General features: G+C 60.9%; 12 protein-coding genes. 3 read left to right on the forward strand and 9 right to left on the reverse strand.

All coding sequences use genetic code 11. The annotated features are described in order from the left end of the window. The first annotated feature begins 23 nt into the window (after positions 1–23). Both AC1DCM_RS07170 and AC1DCM_RS07175 read left to right on the forward strand, forming a co-directional pair. Entirely contained in the window at positions 24–347 is a 324-nt protein-coding gene (locus AC1DCM_RS07170; RefSeq protein WP_477517776.1) for a 2Fe-2S iron-sulfur cluster-binding protein, read from the forward strand. Positions 348–364: 17 nt separating this feature from the next. Next, the gene (locus AC1DCM_RS07175) at positions 365–1,609 is read left to right on the forward strand and encodes an NAD(P)/FAD-dependent oxidoreductase (protein ID WP_477517777.1); all 1,245 of its coding nucleotides are present in this window, start codon (positions 365–367) and stop codon (positions 1,607–1,609) included. Here AC1DCM_RS07175 and AC1DCM_RS07180 read toward each other — a convergent pair. The 5 genes from AC1DCM_RS07180 to AC1DCM_RS07200 all read right to left on the reverse strand — a co-directional run bounded on the left by AC1DCM_RS07180 (position 1,602) and on the right by AC1DCM_RS07200 (position 9,267). After that, on the reverse strand, positions 1,602–2,513 hold the full coding sequence (locus tag AC1DCM_RS07180; protein ID WP_477517778.1) for a carbohydrate ABC transporter permease: 912 nt from the start codon (positions 2,511–2,513) through the stop codon (positions 1,602–1,604). The two genes, AC1DCM_RS07175 and AC1DCM_RS07180, sit on opposite strands and share 8 nt — an antisense overlap. A 31-nt stretch (positions 2,514–2,544) precedes the next feature. Continuing rightward, a complete protein-coding gene (locus AC1DCM_RS07185; protein ID WP_442015741.1) occupies positions 2,545–3,480 on the reverse strand; it encodes a carbohydrate ABC transporter permease in 936 nt (311 codons plus the stop codon). Further along, on the reverse strand, positions 3,480–4,811 hold the full coding sequence (locus AC1DCM_RS07190; RefSeq protein WP_477517779.1) for an ABC transporter substrate-binding protein: 1,332 nt from the start codon (positions 4,809–4,811) through the stop codon (positions 3,480–3,482). The genes AC1DCM_RS07185 and AC1DCM_RS07190 overlap by 1 nt, the downstream gene beginning before the upstream one ends. A 134-nt stretch (positions 4,812–4,945) precedes the next feature. Next, a complete protein-coding gene (locus tag AC1DCM_RS07195) occupies positions 4,946–7,054 on the reverse strand; it encodes a beta-galactosidase (RefSeq protein WP_477517780.1) in 2,109 nt (702 codons plus the stop codon). A gap of 41 nt (positions 7,055–7,095) precedes the next feature. Then, positions 7,096–9,267, reverse strand: a complete 2,172-nt coding sequence (locus tag AC1DCM_RS07200; RefSeq protein WP_477517781.1) for a hypothetical protein — start codon at positions 9,265–9,267, stop codon at positions 7,096–7,098. Between the two features lie 186 nt (positions 9,268–9,453). On the opposite strand from AC1DCM_RS07200, the gene AC1DCM_RS07205 reads away from it, so the two are divergent. After that, positions 9,454–10,047, forward strand: coding sequence for a TetR/AcrR family transcriptional regulator (locus AC1DCM_RS07205; protein WP_442005110.1), 594 nt, complete (start codon positions 9,454–9,456; stop codon positions 10,045–10,047). 57 nt (positions 10,048–10,104) lie between these two features. Here the strand turns inward: AC1DCM_RS07205 and AC1DCM_RS07210 are convergent, their stop codons facing one another. The 4 genes from AC1DCM_RS07210 to AC1DCM_RS07225 all read right to left on the reverse strand — a co-directional run bounded on the left by AC1DCM_RS07210 (position 10,105) and on the right by AC1DCM_RS07225 (position 17,585). Further along, positions 10,105–12,570: a glycoside hydrolase family 2 TIM barrel-domain containing protein gene (locus AC1DCM_RS07210; RefSeq protein ID WP_477517782.1), complete on the reverse strand. Its 2,466-nt coding sequence runs from the start codon at positions 12,568–12,570 to the stop codon at positions 10,105–10,107. A 271-nt stretch (positions 12,571–12,841) separates the two neighbouring features. Then, a complete protein-coding gene (gene acnA / locus AC1DCM_RS07215) occupies positions 12,842–15,562 on the reverse strand; it encodes an aconitate hydratase AcnA (RefSeq protein WP_477517783.1) in 2,721 nt (906 codons plus the stop codon). Further along, a complete protein-coding gene (locus tag AC1DCM_RS07220; RefSeq protein ID WP_477517784.1) occupies positions 15,559–16,353 on the reverse strand; it encodes a citryl-CoA lyase in 795 nt (264 codons plus the stop codon). The genes acnA and AC1DCM_RS07220 overlap by 4 nt, the downstream gene beginning before the upstream one ends. After that, on the reverse strand, positions 16,353–17,585 hold the full coding sequence (locus AC1DCM_RS07225; RefSeq protein WP_477517785.1) for a CaiB/BaiF CoA transferase family protein: 1,233 nt from the start codon (positions 17,583–17,585) through the stop codon (positions 16,353–16,355). The genes AC1DCM_RS07220 and AC1DCM_RS07225 overlap by 1 nt, the downstream gene beginning before the upstream one ends. Positions 17,586–17,733: the final 148 nt, after the last annotated feature.

The raw sequence follows: 17,733 nt of genomic DNA on the forward strand, positions 1-17,733 counted from the left end.
ACCCATTACCAAAAGGAGCAACGATGCCCAGCGTCACCTACACCCAGCCCAACGGCACCCAACAAACCCTCCAGGTCGAGGCAGGCACTACCCTGATGCGCGCTGCTGTCAACAACGGCGTCGACGGCATCATCGGCGAATGTGGAGGCCAGGCCATGTGCGCCACCTGCCACGTCTACGTCCGCCCGGAATATGCGCAAGCGCTCCCGGACATCAGCGATGACGAAGACGAAATGCTGGACTGCGCCACCGCGGAGCGAATGGACAGCTCCCGGCTGGCGTGCCAGATCACCATCGATGCAGACGTGTCGGAGATTGTCGTCGACGTCCCTGCAGGCCAGCTCTAGAAGCGGGGGACAGTGACATGAACGTTGTCATCATTGGTGGCGGTCAGGCAGGCCTGCAGGTCGCCGACGCGCTGCGCTTGGAAGGGTACGAGGGCAACATCGACGTCATAGCCGAGGAATCCGGTCTGCCCTACCAGCGCCCCCCGCTGTCAAAGGACTACCTCGCCCCGGGCAAGGAGGCGGCCCCCTTGCCGCTGCGAGGCCCATCCTTCTTCCTCGATAAGCGCATCTCCCTTCATGCAGGGGTCCGGGCACTGGCCGTCGACCGGACCGAAGGCATGGTGAAAATCACCGAAGGCGTACTGGACTACGACCACCTTGTTTTCGCAACCGGCGCCAGAAACAGGATGCTGAACTGCCCGGGCGCCCTCCTGCCCGGCATCCATGGTTTGAAAACCCTGTCGGATGCAGAAGCATTGAACTTGGCGCTGCCCAGCGCCCGCAACATCGTGATCATCGGCGCCGGATTTATCGGACTCGAATTTGCTGCGGCAGCCTTGGCATACGGCTGCAACGTCACCGTGCTGGAATTCGCTCCACGTCCAATGGGAAGGGCACTGACTCCGGTCATGAGCGAATGGTTCGCAGGAGCCCTTCGCTCCCGGGGCATAAACTTGCGCCTCGATGAAGGTATCGACCGCTTCGAGCCTGGCGCTGATGGGCGGGTAGGAGCCGCAGTCTCCACCTCAGGGGTCTCCTACCCGGCAGATCTGGTCCTGGTCGGCATTGGCGTGCAGCCCAACGACACCTTGGCTCGCGACAGCGGAATCGAAACCAGCAACGGAATCGTCGTCGACGAAACGCTCCGCACAACAGACCCCGCCGTTCTGGCAATCGGCGACTGCGCGAATTTCCCCAGCGCGCATTCCTTGGGCAATTTGCGCCTCGAGTCCGTCCAAAACGCCACCGACCAGGGACGTCACGCGGCACGTACAATCCTGGGAACAGGAAGCCCCTACGAGGCACTCCCGTGGTTTTGGTCCACCCAGGGCCCCTACAAGCTGCAGATGGCAGGCGTTCCACAACCGGATGACGACCTCCTGATCCTGGGGGACCAGAGCGAAGCAAAATTCTCCGTCCTCTGCTTCAGGGAGGGCATCCTCGCGGCTGTGGAATCGGTCAACAACGCCGCGGACCATATGGCGGCCCGCAAACTACTCTCCGCAGGCATCGCCATCACCCGTACGCAAGCGGAACGCGAAGGGTTCAGCCTCAAGGCTGCCGCCAGCACGCCGCCGTCGTTCCCTGCTTTGATTATTTGATGGCGCCTGCCCCGATTCCTTTGACGATGTGCCGCTGCGCCAGCAGATAGAAGATTATGACAGGAACAATCGATATCGCAGTTGCAGCCAGGAGGATTTGTTGTTGCGGTGTTTCTGCCGAATCGAAGCTGGTCAGGCCTCGCTGTATGGGCATGAGTGAATTGTCGTCGAAGAGAACGAGGGCCATGAGGTACTCGTTCCATGCGGCCAGTCCCTGGATTACAGCTACTGCCGCCAGGCCCGGCTTGGCCAAGGGGAGGATAACGCTGGCGAAGATCCTGAGGGAGGAAGCGCCATCAAGAGCCGCCGCTTCCTCAAGATCCTTGGGCTGGCTGGCGAAGAAGCTGCGCATGATCAATGTGGCCATGGGAACACCTGAGGTGATGAGGATCAGGACGTAACCTACCCGGCTGTTCGTGAGCCCGAAGTCGGTCAGCAACCGGTATTGGGCGAGGAACATAGCCGGGGCCGGGATAATCATGACGGCGAGAATCACCACTGTGAAGATGCTCTTGCCCCGGAACTCCATGCGGGCCAGGGCGTAGCCGGCCATGCTCGATGCCACGAGAATTCCCGCCACGGCGGCCAACGTATACGTAATGCTGTTGACCAGGTACATTCCCAGGTCGCCCTGCACCCAGGCCGTGACGTAGTTTTCCCAATGCGCATCAAGGGGCACGAGGCTTTTTCCCGCAAGTAACTCCTCCAACGATTGGAGGGAGCCGGAAACCATCCAGAGGAGGGGGAAGAGCGCTATGAGCGCAGCAACTATCAGCAGGCCGTACAGACCGATTTTGTCAGGCCGGATTCGACTCCTCCGGAAGCGCACGCGATGATCCTGCAGTGCAGTTGCGTCAGATATGCGGGTTCGATGTTCGGCGACTTCAGTGTTCTTCAATGACATCAGAGGCTTCTTTCGACTGATTGATGTGTCCTCATGCTCGGGACCGCCTGGTTGAGACGGCAAGCTGAATCAGAGAGAGCAGCACGAGGGCACCGCCGAAGACAACCGACATGGCGGCGGCGCTGCCGTACTCGTGGTTGGTAAAGGCTTCAGCATAAATTTGAAGGGTCGGAACCATGGTGTGATAGCCCGGTCCTCCGTTCGTCAGCACCTGGACGGTGCCAAAGACCTGCAGTGCCGCCAGGAGGGTGAGCAAGCTGACGATGGTAGTGACAGGCGCAAGCTGCGGCCAGGTGATGTACCGGAATTTCGACCACGCCCTGGCCCCGTCCAATTCCGCAGCCTCGTAAAGTTCCGAGGGAATGTCCTGGAGTCCTGCGAGGAAAAGCAGGAATCCGAAGCCCCAGTGGAACCAGATGAACACCGCAATGACCGATGGCAACGCCAGGGCAGGATCGCCGAGCCAGTTCTGCTGGAAGGCGCCGAGTCCCACGATCTCGAGCAAACGATTGAGGACTCCGGATTGCGGTGAGAAGAGCGACGTAAAGATCAAACCAACGACGACGACCGAGAGGACTCCGGGAAGATAGAAGACTGTCCGGAAGAAGGTTTTACCTCGTACCACTTTGTTCACTGCCACGGCCATGGCGATCGCGAGACCGTTACCGATGAAGAAACCGACCAGAGCGAAGACTGCGACGTTTTGCATCGATGCCCAGAACGCTTCGTTCTTGAACACTGACTCGTAATTCTTCCAGCCGATAAAGGGCGTGTCCGGGCTGACACCGTCCCAGCTCTGGAAACTGAGCAGGATGGCTTGGGCGAACGGAGTGATGGTGAACGTAGCGATCAGAACGATTGCGGGGGAGAGGAACAATAGCCCGAGCAGCGTCTTGCGCGCGCTGCCTCTGCGTCGCGGCGCCCCGAAGGAGCGCCGCGAGGCAGATGTTGCGAGTTGGGGGGACATCAGCTCTTATCCTGGGCAGCCTGCAGGTCATCCAGGACCTGGTCGATCGTCAGCTCGCCGAGGACAAGGCCCTGTGCATCCCGAATGATAGCGGTGTTCACGTTGGTCTTGATGGTGTTCGGCAGAACCTGCATGTCCTTAACACCTGCCCCGAATCCGGAAAGTTGGGGCGACAGCGTCCCGCTGGCCAGGAGCTCAGGGTTCGATGGCATGATGCGACCCACTTCAGCGAACACCTTCTGTTGTGCGGGGGCAGTAAGCCACTTGACGAACTCAAGTGCTTCCTTGGGGTGCTTGCCCTTCGGGTTGATGACTGCGCCCTTTCCAGGAAGGCCCGGTGAACGGGGTGCGAGCTTGCCATTGGCGGCCGGTGGAACGGTCAAAGAGATGAAGCTGTTGTAGTCCGGGGCGGTCTTGAATCCGACCGAGACGCCAGGGGAGGCGTCGAAAATGGCGCCGACTTCATGCTTGCTGAAGAATGATCCTTCCACGGTGGGGTTGTCATTTTGGCCGCCTGTCAGGGAGCCGTTGGCAATAACGCCGGCCTTTTTCAAATCCACGAGCAGTTGGAAGGCATTGCGCCACCCGTCGGACTTCCAGCTGGCCTTACCGTCAAACGTCGCGGAGATCTCGTCGTCCGTCAGCCAGTTTGAGGCGAAACCCTGGATCAGCTGGGGCGTCAGCGAGGCGGCGACAGAGAAGGTACCCTGGCCGTTCTTGTTGGCCGCGGCGAGCTTTGAGATGAGTTCACTGGATGTCTTTGGCAGGGCCTTGGGGTCGACGCCCGTCGCTGCCGGGTCCAGGAGGAGCCCGTACGTCTGGGTTTCCCAATGCGCCGTGTAGATTCCGGCGGGAACACCCAGGTTATTCCCATCTGCGAACGTAGACATCTTGATCACGGCGGGGCTGAAGTTCTTACCCCAGTCTCCCTGCAACTCGGATTCAAGGTTCATCGCCCAGCCGGCCTTGTAGAAGGGCGCCATGTCCGTTGCATTGAATGAGGAGTAGATATCAGGCATCGATTTCGACTGTGCCTTTGCTTGCAGCTTGGGCAGATAATCTGTCGGGCCGGGCGAATCAACCGTGATTTTGATGCCCTTCTCCTTGGAATACTGCTCCGCTAGCTGATTCAGGGCCGCTTCCTGTCCACGGGATTGGTTAAGGAAGGTCAACTCAACGGCACCAGAGCTGTCACCGGACGCGCTCGTTGAACCGCCGCCGGCGGAACAGCCCTGGAGGAAGAGTGAAGCGGCTACTGCAACGGCGCCGACGGTAACAGCCCGACGCCGGACGGCTGCCGGACTTGCTGGGGTACTGCTGTTTTTACGCATGGATTCTCACCTTTGAAAAGGACGTAAGGATCTGGGGAGTTTTGGATTCTGTTGTTCAAGGAACGAGTCAGGATGGCCTTGGCGGAGCGGAGGTGCCGGGCCTCCTGAATGGCGGAACAGGCGTGCAGCTAATTTCATAGGCACGTTGGTTGCTCCCGCAGTGCCGAAGATGGTCCGACGTACGCGCTGGGTGTGATCGCTTGGTGCTCGATAACCGCCACACCTTGCGCCTCAAGGACCATTCCAGCTGTCGGGCTTCCGCTTAGCAGGTCTCTGCCTCTGGCGGTGAGAGACACAGGAACGGAGCCATGGTTGATCAGGAAGGTAACTTCGCCGCGCCGGACGGTCTCAACCCATCCCGTTCCGTCAGGTATCTCCGTAGCCGCGTCGAATGCGATGCCTGCCTCGGCGAGCAGTGTGTGGACCAGATTCGTCATCGCGCGGGGTTCCAGACGGGTGGCCAAATACCACGCTGCGCCGTTCCCCGTGGATCGACGCGTGAGGGCAGGCATTCCCTCAAGGTGGCCTTGTCCGAAGTGCGCCTTGACCTCTGCGTCGAGGATTCGTACCGCTTCACTCCATCCAAGACCCGTGGCGCGGCCGCCGGGAAATACCTCACCGAGAACTTCTACAGTTGGAGGGATGGTCGCGTCCGGCCGAACCGGGATGGAGCCGGGTCGCTGCCATGCAGCCGCAAGGGGTACGAACTCTTCGATCCACACCCCCAGGGTCTGCTGCAGCTTGCCAAGATAGCCGTTCAGCCGGACATGCAGGGACTCATCGAGGATCGCCGATTGGGCTGTGACGAAAACGGTCGATCCGGAGTTGGCGGCCTTGTCCAGAGCGTCAAGTTGGGCGTCTGTTGCTACGAGGAGGTTGGGGACGATGATGAGGGGATATGCGGCGAGGTCCTCATCGCCGCGAACGAAATCGACCACAATGCCGGCCCTTGTCATGGCTGCGTGCCAAGGAGCTACGAGGGCGAGATAGCTGGATTCGACTGGTTGCCCGCGCTGCTCCAAGGCCCACCAACTGTTCCAATCGAAAACGATCGCCGCCTGGGCGGGGACGTGTTTGCCCATGAGCTGGGGGAGTCTGCCCAGCTCATGCCCGAGCTGGGCTACTTCCCGCCAGATCCGCGTGTCGGTCCCGGAATGGGGCAGCATCGCTGAGTGGAATTTCTCTGCGCCAGCTGCGGATTGGCGCCACTGGAAGAAGAGAATTCCGTCGGCTCCACGGGCCATGGCCTGGTAGGACAATGCCCGCATCTGCCCCGGCGCCTTGGGAGCGTTCTCTGGCCGGGTGATAACAGCGCCGGTGGACTGTTCCATCAGGATCCACGGCTTGCCCCTGCCCAAGGACCGCATAAGATCGCGCGCCATGGCTGCGCCGAGGGGCGCGTCAGGGTCTGCAGGATCGGGGTACAGATCATCCGAAATGACATCGACGTGTTGCGCCCATTGCCAGTAGTCCGCACCGCGGAAGACACCCATGAAGTTGGTGGTCACAGGTATGTCCGGCGTTACTTCGCGCAGGATGGCTTTCTCGGCAAGAAAGCACTCGAGCAGTTCGTCCGAGCTGAAACGGTCAAAGTCGAGCAGTTGGGTGGGGTTTGCGAAGGCTGCTGTCGTCCGCGGAGGCAAGACCTCGGCGAAGGACCCATATCGCTGGGACCAGAAGGCTGTGCCCCACGCATGGTTGAGTCCGTCGACGTCGACGTATTTCTTTTCAAGCCAGCGTCGGAAGGCTGCCGCCGATTCGTCGCAATAGCAGCGGGCCACATGGCATCCGTACTCGTTGTTGATATGCCATAGGGCCAGCGCAGGATGCTGACCATACCGCTCGGCAAGCTTTCGTGCGAGCCGTCCCGCAGCTGAACGGTAGGCTGGCGAGCTCGGGCAGTATGTCTGGCGTGAGCCCGGGGCCAAGCGGACGCCGTCGGCTGTCACCGGAAGTGACTCAGGATAGGCCAAGGAAAACCATGGCGGAGGGGAAGCCGTCGCCGTTGCAAGATCGACGCGGATGTTCCCAGCGTGGAGGTTGTCCAAGGCCCGGTCGAGCCACTCGAAATCGTACTGGTTCTCTTTCGGCTCCAGCATGGCCCAGGAGAAAACGCCAACAGTTGCGAGATTGACTCCTGCAGCCTTCATCAGGCGAACGTCTTCAGGCCATATCGATTCGGGCCACTGTTCGGGGTTGTAGTCACCGCCGTACCACGGGGTGGTGGAGAACGCGGAGCGCATAGCTGCCTCTCTCATTGGTAATGGAAGGAAAAAGCGTGGTTCTAGCGGCTTGGATGAGGGGAAACGGCGTATCCGCTGAAGCGGGGCAGAGTGTTGAAACCCTCCGCGGCGAGTCGCCAACCTGTTGGGAGTGCTGCTCCACGATCAACAGCAAGGGCCAGATGGGCTATCGCAGCCAGGAGGCCACCGTTGGCAGGAAGGTAAAGAGTGAGGAAGCCCGGGATCTGGGGATTGTGCCCATTGACGAGGAACTGGTTCTTCGGCGACGGCAGAAGCAGTGCCTGAATTGCCCTCTCCATGTCTCCCAGCCGTGCTGCCGACATGGACATGACGGGATAGTCCCAGCCCCAGGTGGATTGAAGGTCCCAATTCAGCCACACGGAGTCAAGGGTTGCGCGCATGGCCCCGGGATCAATAATGTCCGTGTCGGGCAACCAGCCAAGGGCCATCAGCATGGAGGGATGGTCTTTGCGCAGCAGGTATGGCGGAGTCGCCAAGGCAGCGTACGTTCCGTCGGGCATCAACCGGGGTTGATGCATGCGCCGACCGATAAGGTCCCAGTCCTCACGAATCGGCAGGTTCAGCCGTTGCCGCCATTCATTCGCAGCGTTCAGCGCCCACGACCAGTAGGCGAGCTCGAAGGTTGGATCTGTGTTGGTGCCCCGGTCAACGAGGTAGCTTTCCTGGGCAGGGATCAGCGGCGGTGGCAGGATAAAGGTTCCGTCATGCTCTTCAACGAAGTCGGCCATGAAGTCGGCTGTCGCTTCAACAAGCCTGTAATGCTCCTCGAGGAATCCTTGTTCGCGGCCCTCGCTGTACAGAAGTTCGAGCAGGTGGATCAGATGGGGCTGCTGCCATATGAGGAACACGCCGATGTGACTGGGCGATTCCCGCGCTGACGGGTCTGTTTGCTTCGGCCAACGGGCACCCTTGTATCCTTGGCGGCTGGCCGTTTCCTGAGCAGCCGGGAGGGCAGTGTGGTACCAGCCGAGGCTACGTTCAAGGAGTGCCCCGCGCCCCCACAACGGGAAGTGGGCGCCATGCCACCAATGCATTTCGAGGTGGAACTTCCCGCACCAGGTGTTGTAACTCAACCCTGTTTCTGCAGGGGGCGTCCCTCCAGCGCTATTCACCGCCAGGAGGTACTGGGACAGCACAACCCGGCGTTCAAGCTCCGTCGCGCCTGCGTCTGTGCTTCCGTCGAAGCTTACGGCGGCACCGCTCAGCCAGTAGTCCTCCCATGCAGAAGCGGCGGCGGTACTGACTGCCTCAAAAGTGCGTGGAGAGTCAGTCGGTTGAAGCCCCGGAACGGGCTGTAGGGTAACGACGACTTCGAGCTCGTCCTCACTGGTAACTGCCATCACGCGGCTCCCGCCGTCGAGCAGGCATAACGTACCCGTTGTCTCCACTCGGACTTCGTAGGTTGTGGATTCCACAACTCTGCGGGCCAGCCATGTCCCGGGTGATGTCTCTTCCCAACCCACGCTCTCGGCCAACGGGAGTTCGAACGGGGCCAAGTCATCGCGCTGGGGGTCGAAGATCCAGGACACTGCCAGTCCGCTTCGCAGCAGTTCTGATCTGATTCTCGTGGCGAAACACTGGGCTGTGGGATGAGCCGTGGTGGCCACTTCGACAGGTACGCCTTGGAGGTGATATCCGGCATGTACTGTGCCGGACCACAAGTCGAGTTCAGTTTGTGCGCCCTCCAGTTCGTTCGGATGGACTATCCGGGGACCTGCCTCGGTTGCATCCAGCGCGAGGCGGCCCAGATGCATTCTTCTGGGGTTGAAGGCGAACCAGGCACTTGCGCTCAGTTCGTCGGGAATTGGATCGGCGGCGCGTTGCAGCCCCATTCGATCCAGGTAGGGTACCGGGCCCCTGGGGGTTTGGTGCATGGTGGTGGCATCTTCCAGAGAAAATTCCTGTTCGCTTCGGGTGCTGTACCAGCCCCAGCTCGATTGAGTGCGAAGGGGGATTTGGAAGTCGTCCACGTTAAAGGGCCGTATCTGCTGTTCAGGCAGGCCCTTGCTGCCGTCGTCGGCAATCCGCAGTGGATCCGGCCGGAGTTCGTGAAACGCCGGAAAAGTCTGCAGCCCGGAAATGTCCACGGTCATGGCAACGTCGCCGTTGCCCACGCTCAGCGTGTTGGTAGCGTGCGCCTGCGTGAGGACGGGATTATGACGGCACACGATGCTGCGCCGGTTGATTTTCATGCGCGTACCCCACGCAGGTCGTCAAACGATATCTGGCCAGGGCGTGTCACTTTAAACGGTTGGCGGTGTTTGGGCATCTTTGCCTCCTCGACGCTTGGACCCGAATTCTGAGTCAACTATAATTTCTGATTAGAGGATAGCGTTAAGGTTTGAAACGAATCAATAGTTTTCACGAAAGGACTTGATATGGCGGAAAAGCGGGGAGAGTACGCAAAGTCGAACAAGCGCCGGGAAGCGCTCAGCGCGGCGGCGCTCAATCTTGTGCAGGCCAAGGGGCATCGGAATGTCACGGTTTCCGAGGTCGCAAATATGGCCGGGGCCAGCGAGCCGACCGTCTTCTACCATTTCCCCACCAAGGAAAGTCTGTGGATCTCTGCCTTGAAGCAGTTTGACGACGAGAACATCCGCAGCGTTGGTCATGAGGCCGGAGCTATCGCGGATATGGGCCGTCGTGCGGAAGTAGGTGTTCGCCGCCCCCACATCCCGCTTCTTTATGCGGAAATGGCGGGCGCCGCCGTCGACCGGGAAAACCCCGCGAACCCCTACTTCCAAGAGCGAATGGCCCGATCCCTGCAAGTCATAGCGACCGATATTGAACGCCTGCAGGGCGAAGGCAAGGTACCGGCTGACATAGATGCGCACGTGGCAGCCCGCGTTCTCCTCGCGTGCTGGGAAGGTTTGCAATTCCAGTGGCAGCACGGACCCGAGTTCGACATTCGAGCCCATTTGGAATGGAACATCCGGGCAGTCCTGGGTCCTGACGCACTGACCCCGCCATGATGGGTTCCGGTATCGGCGGGGGCAGCACGTCAATTGGCCTGATTGGTAGAACCGGGCTCAGCGCACCAGGGCATCCACCAAGCGGTCCACGGCTGTGACAGTGATCGTGGCCGTTTGGTTCGCGCCTTTCACGGTGACGGTGATTTCACCTGCGCCGGTGGGGCGCACGATTGCCAGTGCCCTTCCCTCATAGGTGGTGCCGACGTCGGAGCGGAAGGAATCCTGTGACTGTGGGTTCCCATTACCGACCCCCTGCAACACGCCCTCGCCTTCCACTACAACAGAGAAGGGCTCCGCTCCCTGCCTGAAGACGCGGCCCGCATCGTCTTCCAGGGATATGTCGACGAACGCGAGATCGCCGTCGGAGGCGTCGATGGTGGTCCGATCGGTTCGAACCCGGAGGGTGGGCAAGCCCTCCGGAGTCGAGAGGCTCCGCCTTTCCTCCGATCCGTCGGCATTTCTGGCAATAGCCGTTACCTCGCCAGCGGCGAATTCCGTTTCGAAGATCGCCTTGAACCCGTTCGCGGGGCCTGCCGGGCGGACTCCTGCACTCTTGCCCTTGATCTGCACTTCCACCTCAGGCGCTGCGCTGTAAACCTCGATGCGCATCGGTGCTCCCTCGGCAACATCCCAATCCCATGTTGCAACTGCGTCGCTGAAAGACCATTGAGTGGGGCGTGCCTCCCGCGTGAAATTTTCGGGGGGATGCACTGCGATGTAGGGCTCGGCCCTGAGGCCGAACACAATTTCACGAAAGTAGGAAACAGGCCGGCGATGTCCGGTAATGTCGATGTCCCCGCACCACGCGGTCCGCCAAGGGAATGGTGCGCCGAAGGATTGGGGTCCTTCGTCAGCGTAGTTGACGCGTCCTATGCCGGCCTCGCCCAGGTAGTCCCATCCGGTCCAGGTGAAGTCGCCGATGAGATGAGGGTGCTGTTCAATGGCCACCCAGTTCTCACTGATCTTTGCAGGGAAAGTCTCGGTCCCCACTATGAGGCGGTTCGGGAACAGCTCACGGTCCAGCTCGTAGCGGCTCTCTCCATAATTCAGCCCGGCAACGTCAACTACGGCAAAAGACTCCTCAGTGCTGTTGGTGACCAGGTCTGACGTCGCGATGTCCTTCATCAAATCGCCCATCTGGTTCATGGCTGAGTTGACGCCACCCTCCATGTTTCTCCCCGCCTCGGCGAGGCGGTGGATAACGGAGACCATCGGATTCATGCCGTTCGTTGTGAAGCGGGTGGGATCCAACTGACGGATCTTCTCAGTGATGCGCCTGCCCCACACGGCGCCCAGGGAGTTTCCGGTCTCGGGAATCTCATTCCCGATCGAATACATGATGACGCTGGGGTGGTTGGCGTCTTTGAGCACCATCGCTTCGACGTCGCGCTCCCACCAGTCAGCGAATCGCAGTGAATAGTCAAAGGATGATTTGGACTCGGTCCAAACGTCGAAGGCCTCATCGATGACAAGTAGCCCATGGCGGTCGCAAGCGTCGAGCATGGCGGGGCTGAGGGGGTTATGGCTACTCCTGATGGCGTTGAATCCGGCCTTCTTGAGAAGTTCGACGCGGCGTTCTTCTGCCCTGCGGATGGTGGCCGCGCCGAGGGGTCCATTGTCATGGTGAATGCACGCGCCCCGCAGTTTAACGGTCCGTCCGTTCAGGCGCAGGCCGTGCGCGGTATCCAGCTGCAGCGTGCGGAAGCCAAACGCAGTGGTGGAAAGCTCAAGCTCGTCGCCGCCGTCGAAGACGCGGGTCACCGCTGTGTAAAGGTTGGGATCATTGACGTCCCACAGCTGTGGGTTCTTGATGGTCAGACGCTGGCGCAGCACCGCGGGCTCAGCCGGAAGGACAGTTACGGGGGCCTCAGTTTGCGCCACCAACGCCTGTTCCTGGTCAAGGATGTCAACGCGAACCCGAACTGTTCGCGGTCGGGCCCCGGAGTTGCGCAGCGTCGTCGCTATGGCTGCGACGCCGAGGTCAGCATCAAGGTCAGGGGTCGTGATCTGGACACCCGCGTAGTCCAGATGCACGTCGCCGGCGACAGTGAGCCAGACATCACGGTAAATGCCCACACCGCTGTACCAGCGTGAGTCCTCGTGCGCGCGTGCCTCAACCCGGATAACATTTCGTTCCCCGTGGCGTAAGTGCGGGGTCATGTTTACCCGGAAACCGGAGTAGCCGTAAGGGCGTTGGGCCACAAAGTCATCATTAACAAAAACCATCGCGTCCCGGTAGACGCCTTCAAAGTCGACGGCGACGTGGCGATCGCTCCACTCGGACGGCACGTCGAACTCCTTCGAGTACGCGAACGCACCCCCGGGGACGTAGCCGGTGTTCGACCCGTTGTCGCTGGGAATCCGTACTGATCCCACAAGCGCGTCGTGGGGTAGGCAGATGGATTCCGGTGGCGCCTGGCCGGGGCGCAACTCGGAGAAGAAGCCGATTTTCGGGCGAACGGACCACCCACTGTTGAAGGAAACGCGTGTGGGCTGCCTGTATTCCGTGAGGTCCTGCGTCATAATCTCTTCCTGTCGGTCTTGGGTGTTCCATGGACGGGCTTCCCACGGTTGCGCATGCAACGGTCGCTGCAGAGGCCGGAATACGTCAATGCCGGGCAGTGCAAAAAGACGCGGCAGCACCCACCCCTCCGCAGGCTTGAGTTCGACTCCTGAAAATTCGGCGGCCCCTGCAGGTTGTTCAACTTCAGGTGAACATGTGGGCGACTGGCAGTGAATACGGAACCGGGATGCTTGCATTGAATAGTAACCGCCGTGGTAACTATTGGCAAGGTTAGGCAGGTCCTTGCGCTCTTGCCGATGTAGGCCGGTGCCTGTGCTCCGCTTCGCCACGAAGTTCGAGAGTTGAGCGTAGGACGTAAGGGAGAATGCCTCCATGGCGGATGTAGATGGCCTCCGTGGCAGTATCAACCCTCACCCTGACCGTAAACGAGACTTTTTTCCCGTCTGTACGGGCGGCGTCGACACGGACGGTGTCCGGCCACCCGCTGGTGAACTCGGCCAGTCCTGTGATCGAGACCTCTTCGGTCCCTTCAAGACCCAAGGACCGGGCGGAATCGCCGTCGAAATATTCCAAGGGAACTACGCCCATGCCGACGAGATTCGACCGGTGGATTCGCTCAAAGGACTGGGCTAACACCGCCCGGACGCCCAGGAGACTGGTGCCCTTGGCCGCGTAGTCGCGCGCAGAGCCGGCACCGTATTCGCGTCCGGCCAGCACCACGAGGTCGATTCCGCGCTCGGCGTATTGGGTTGCTGCTTCGAAGACCGTCATTTGTTCGCCGTCGGGGAGGAGTTGGGTGTATCCGCCGTCGGCATCTTTGACGAGGTGGTTGCGCAGCCGGGGGTTCGCGAATGTCCCGCGCACCATGACGTCGTGGTTCCCTCGTCGGGAGCCGTAGGTGTTGAAGTCCCGACGAGCCACACCTCGGTCCAGCAGGTATTTGCCGGCCGGGCTATCGGAACGGATTTGACCCACCGGGCTGATGTGGTCGGTGGTGACTGAATCGCCGAGATTAACTAAAATACGCGCCGCAGCCAGGTCTTTCACAGGCTCCGGCTCGGGGTCGACTCCCTCCAGGAACGGTGAACTGCGTATATAGGTCGATGAGGTGCCGAAGTCGTACGTGTCACTGCTAGGGACCTCTAAGTCTTGCCACTGCCGCGATCCGGAGTAGGCGTCGCGGTAGTTGTCCAGGTACATCTGACGGGTGATGACTCGGGAGAGTTCACGATCGACCTCTTCGGGGGAAGGCCAGAGGTCGCGTAGGTGTACTTTCCGTCCGTCGGCGTCTTGTCCAAGCGGGTCCCTTTGAATATCTATGTCCATGGTTCCGGCCAGGGCGTAGGCGATTACCAGTGGTGGGGAAGCGAGGTAATTCATGCGTACATCGGGGCTGATTCTTCCCTCGAAGTTCCTGTTTCCTGAGAGGATCGATGTGAGCGTCAGGCCATTCTCTCGGGCGGCTGCCGAGATTGGTTGTAGCAGGGGCCCGGAATTGCCCATGCACGTGGTGCATCCGTAGCCCACGATGTGGAATCCCAGCTTTTCCAGGTAGGGCAGTAGTGCCGCTTTTTCCAGGTACTGGGTCACCACTTGGGACCCCGGCGCCATCGAGGTTTTCACCCAGGGTGGGACTGCCAGGCCGCGGTCCACAGCGTTTCTTGCCATGAGGGCAGCAGTCATCATCATTTGAGGGTTTGATGTGTTGGTGCAGCTCGTGATCGCGGCAATAGCCAACGCGCCATGGTTGAGGGCAATTGTTGTTTCGTCCAAAACCACGTCGACGGGAACTTCAGCCGATCCGTGTGGCTGCAGGTCTGCCAGATCGGTCTGGAACTGATCGTGGGCGCGATCCAGTCCTATCCGGTCCTGGGGCCGATAGGGGCCGGCAATGGAGGGGACCACCTCGGACAGGTTTAGTCGTAGGTACTCCGAATAATGCGCCGGCAAAGAGTTCTGGTCGTTCCAAAGGCCCTGTGCCCGGGCGTATGCCTCAATCAGCTCGACCTGTTCGGGGGAGCGGCCGGTCAGTCGGTAGTAATCAATGGTCGCTGCGTCGATGGGGAACATCGCGGCGGTAGAGCCAAACTCGGGAGACATATTGGCAATGGTGCATCGGTCCGCCACCGGAATCCTCGCCAGGCCAGGGCCGTGGAACTCGACTATTTTGCCGACGACGCCGTGCTTCCGGAGCATTTCCGTTACCGTCAGCACCACGTCGGTCGCCGTCGTTCCGGCTGCAAGGTACCCGTTGATCTCGACGCCAACCACCGGCGGGATCAGCATGGACAGCGGCTGGCCGAGCAGCGCGGCGGTGGCCTCGATACCACCGACGCCCCAGCCGAGGACCCCGAGGCCATTGATCATGGTGGTGTGGCTGTCCGTTCCGATGCAGGTGTCAGGGTAGGCCAGGAGTTCGCCATCGATCTCGGAGGTCATGATTCCCCGGGCCAAGTGTTCGACATTTATCTGGTGGATGATGCCGGTTCCCGGAGGTATGACGCGAAAGTTTTCGAAGGCGTTCTGTGCCCACTTCAGGAAGCGGAACCGTTCATGGTTGCGCTCGAATTCCAGCTCCGCGTTGCGCTGCAACGCCGAAGAGCTCCCGAAACTGTCGACACTCACAGAATGGTCGACGACCAGCTCGGCCGGGATCGATGGATTGATCAGGGATGCATCCCCGCCGAGGCGCTCCACTGTCTCGCGCAGGGTGACCAGGTCGTGGATCACAGGGACGCCGGCCATATCCTGCATCACCACGCGGGCGGGGTTGAACGGGACCTCCGCCCCCGGCTGCCGATCCTGTTCATCTCGATGCAGCAGGAGCTCGATGGTCTCAGCGTTCCCACCGTGACGGATGACGTTCTCCAGCAACACCTTGAGGCTGTAAGGGAGGGAGCTGGCTCCTTCAATGGATGCGATATCAACGTATCGGATGTCCCTGCCGCCGATGGTGAGGGTGGATCTGAGTATCTTGAGTTTGGTAATCATGGGACGTCCCGGGGTTCGGGTCCCAGGTAGTCGGGTAGGACGGACCTGTGTTCCGGTCCTTTGTTGCGCAGACCCGAGCGGGATTCCTCCCAGGCGTGCGCGAGGGCACCAATGGACCGGGACAGGATGAACAGGCCACGGCCGAGGGCAGGTTCGAATCCCAGTTCGGAATAGATGATTGCGGTGGCACCATCGATGTTCATTGGGATGGGGCGATCACGGCTCAGGTTGATTTGGCGTTCGATCTCCAGGGCGACCTCCAGGTGGCGCCCCTCGACCGTTCCCTCTTCGCGGGCCGTCACGACGGCGGAAACCAGCGGCTCGCGTCGCGGATCGACTGGGTGGAATCGGTGGCCGAAGCCCGGCACGTATTTGTTGTCGGAGCGCAGGCGGGCGATTTCAGCCGCGACGGCCTCTGTAAGGGGCCGGGGATCGTTGAGGATGCTCTGGAAAACCTCCATGAGTTCCTGGCCGGCGCCGCCGTGGACGTCACCCAGGACGTTCGTAGCGGATGCCATGGCGCTATTGATGCCAACACCACAGGTCATGGCCATGCGGGCAATGGCGATCGAAGGGGCCTGCGGGCCATGGTCGACACCGGCTACGAGGGCGCGCTCCAGCAGGTGCGCCTGGGGCGCTGTCGGCAGTTCGCCGCGAGTCATCAGCCAGATCATGGAGGCCATTCCCACGTGCTCTGCGGTGATAAGCTGCTCCACCGGGTAGCCGTAGTACCGGATGATGCCGGGTGAGATGTCGGAGATGGAGGTTTTCCACCAGTCAGAGCGGGTCATCAGATTACGCCTTCGGATCGGAAGGACTCTATGTCCTTGGTTGAATAGCCGAGCGCGCAAAGTACGTCGTCGGTGTGCTCTCCCAGGAGGGGAGGCCTGGTGGTTGGGCCGACGGCGGCGCCGTCCACGTGGACCGGCGCGCCGAGCAGACGGACGGATCCCTCTGGGCCGATTGTTGCGTCGGCGACTCCCTGGAGCCCTTCGATCTGAAGGGTGGAAACGAGACCCCTTTCCGTGATCTGTTCAGAATCCAAGGCATCGGCAACGTCCATGACCGGTCCTCCCGGGATTCCGGCCGCAGAAAGGACCCTGTCCCAGTGGGAGCTGGGCTGCTGCTTGAGGATGCCCTCGATCTCGTCCTTGAGGTCTTTGCGGTTCGCTTTGCGGGTCTCCCGCTCGGCGAACCGGGGGTCTGTGGCAAGTTCAGGGCAGCCAAGAACACGGCAGAGGTCCTCGAACTGCTCCTGTTTATTGGCGGAGATGTTGAACTTGCCATCGGCCGTGGTGAAGGTTCCGGACGGTGCCGCGGTGCGGTTCTCATTCCCCATGGGGATGGGAAGGCTGCCGCCGACGAGATAATCGGACGCCACCCAGCCCATTGCGGTAAGGGTGGCTTCGAGCATGGAGACGTCGAGGAAAGCGCCTTCGCCTGTGCGGCCACGGCGCACCAAGGCTGAGGAAATAGCGAATGCGGCAGCGAAGCCACCCACCGTATCGCTGATAGGGGCTCCCACCCGCAACGGCGCGGTCTCGCTGTCCCCGGTAACGGACATGAGACCGGACATCCCCTGGATGATCTGGTCGTAGGCAGGGCGGTCACGGAGCGGGCCGGTTTGGCCGAACCCTGATATGGCGCAGTAGACGATTCCCGGGTTGATTTGGCGCAGCGTGTCCCAGCTGAAACCAAGCCGGGCGAGCACGCCGGGGCGGAAGTTCTCCAGCACGACGTCGTGGGTCTCCACCAACCGCCGGAACACGTCCTTCCCCTGCTCCGACTTCAGGTTCAGCGTCATCGACCTCTTTGCGCTGTTCTGCGCGAGGAACGAGATGCCCAGGTGCCGCTCGCTCAGATCGGGGGAACTCCCAAGCTTGCGGGCCAAATCGCCGCCTCCCCGGGCCTCGACCTTGAGTACATCAGCACCCATGAGGGCGAGCTGGTAGCCGGCAAAAGGACCAGACAGCACGTTGGCGAGATCCAGGACCTTTACGCCTTCCAACAGGTCTGATTTCACGTCAAACCTCCCACAGTGCTGCTGACGCTCTCGGGCGGCGGCGCCAGGCGACGGCTCGGTCGCGCGCCATCGATTAAAGTTCTCACGACTTCTCCATTTCGCTGAGCGGACCACCTTCATAGGCGGCCTCGCTAGATTCATAGTAGGA

This window comes from Paenarthrobacter sp. 10N417 (assembly GCF_056394745.1).

What these genes read in the sequence shown, in the direction of transcription:
- AC1DCM_RS07185 (WP_442015741.1), bottom strand. Translation starts at nt 3,480, where the DNA reads ATGTCCCCCCAACTCGCAACATCTGCCTCGCGGCGCTCCTTCGGGGCG.
- AC1DCM_RS07205 (WP_442005110.1), top strand. Translation starts at nt 9,454, where the DNA reads ATGGCGGAAAAGCGGGGAGAGTACGCAAAGTCGAACAAGCGCCGGGAA.
- AC1DCM_RS07220 (WP_477517784.1), bottom strand. Translation starts at nt 16,353, where the DNA reads ATGACCCGCTCTGACTGGTGGAAAACCTCCATCTCCGACATCTCACCC.
- AC1DCM_RS07200 (WP_477517781.1), bottom strand. Translation starts at nt 9,267, where the DNA reads ATGAAAATCAACCGGCGCAGCATCGTGTGCCGTCATAATCCCGTCCTC.
- AC1DCM_RS07195 (WP_477517780.1), bottom strand. Translation starts at nt 7,054, where the DNA reads ATGCGCTCCGCGTTCTCCACCACCCCGTGGTACGGCGGTGACTACAAC.
- AC1DCM_RS07180 (WP_477517778.1), bottom strand. Translation starts at nt 2,513, where the DNA reads ATGTCATTGAAGAACACTGAAGTCGCCGAACATCGAACCCGCATATCT.
- AC1DCM_RS07190 (WP_477517779.1), bottom strand. Translation starts at nt 4,811, where the DNA reads ATGCGTAAAAACAGCAGTACCCCAGCAAGTCCGGCAGCCGTCCGGCGT.
- acnA (WP_477517783.1), bottom strand. Translation starts at nt 15,562, where the DNA reads ATGATTACCAAACTCAAGATACTCAGATCCACCCTCACCATCGGCGGC.
- AC1DCM_RS07175 (WP_477517777.1), top strand. Translation starts at nt 365, where the DNA reads ATGAACGTTGTCATCATTGGTGGCGGTCAGGCAGGCCTGCAGGTCGCC.
- AC1DCM_RS07210 (WP_477517782.1), bottom strand. Translation starts at nt 12,570, where the DNA reads ATGACGCAGGACCTCACGGAATACAGGCAGCCCACACGCGTTTCCTTC.
- AC1DCM_RS07170 (WP_477517776.1), top strand. Translation starts at nt 24, where the DNA reads ATGCCCAGCGTCACCTACACCCAGCCCAACGGCACCCAACAAACCCTC.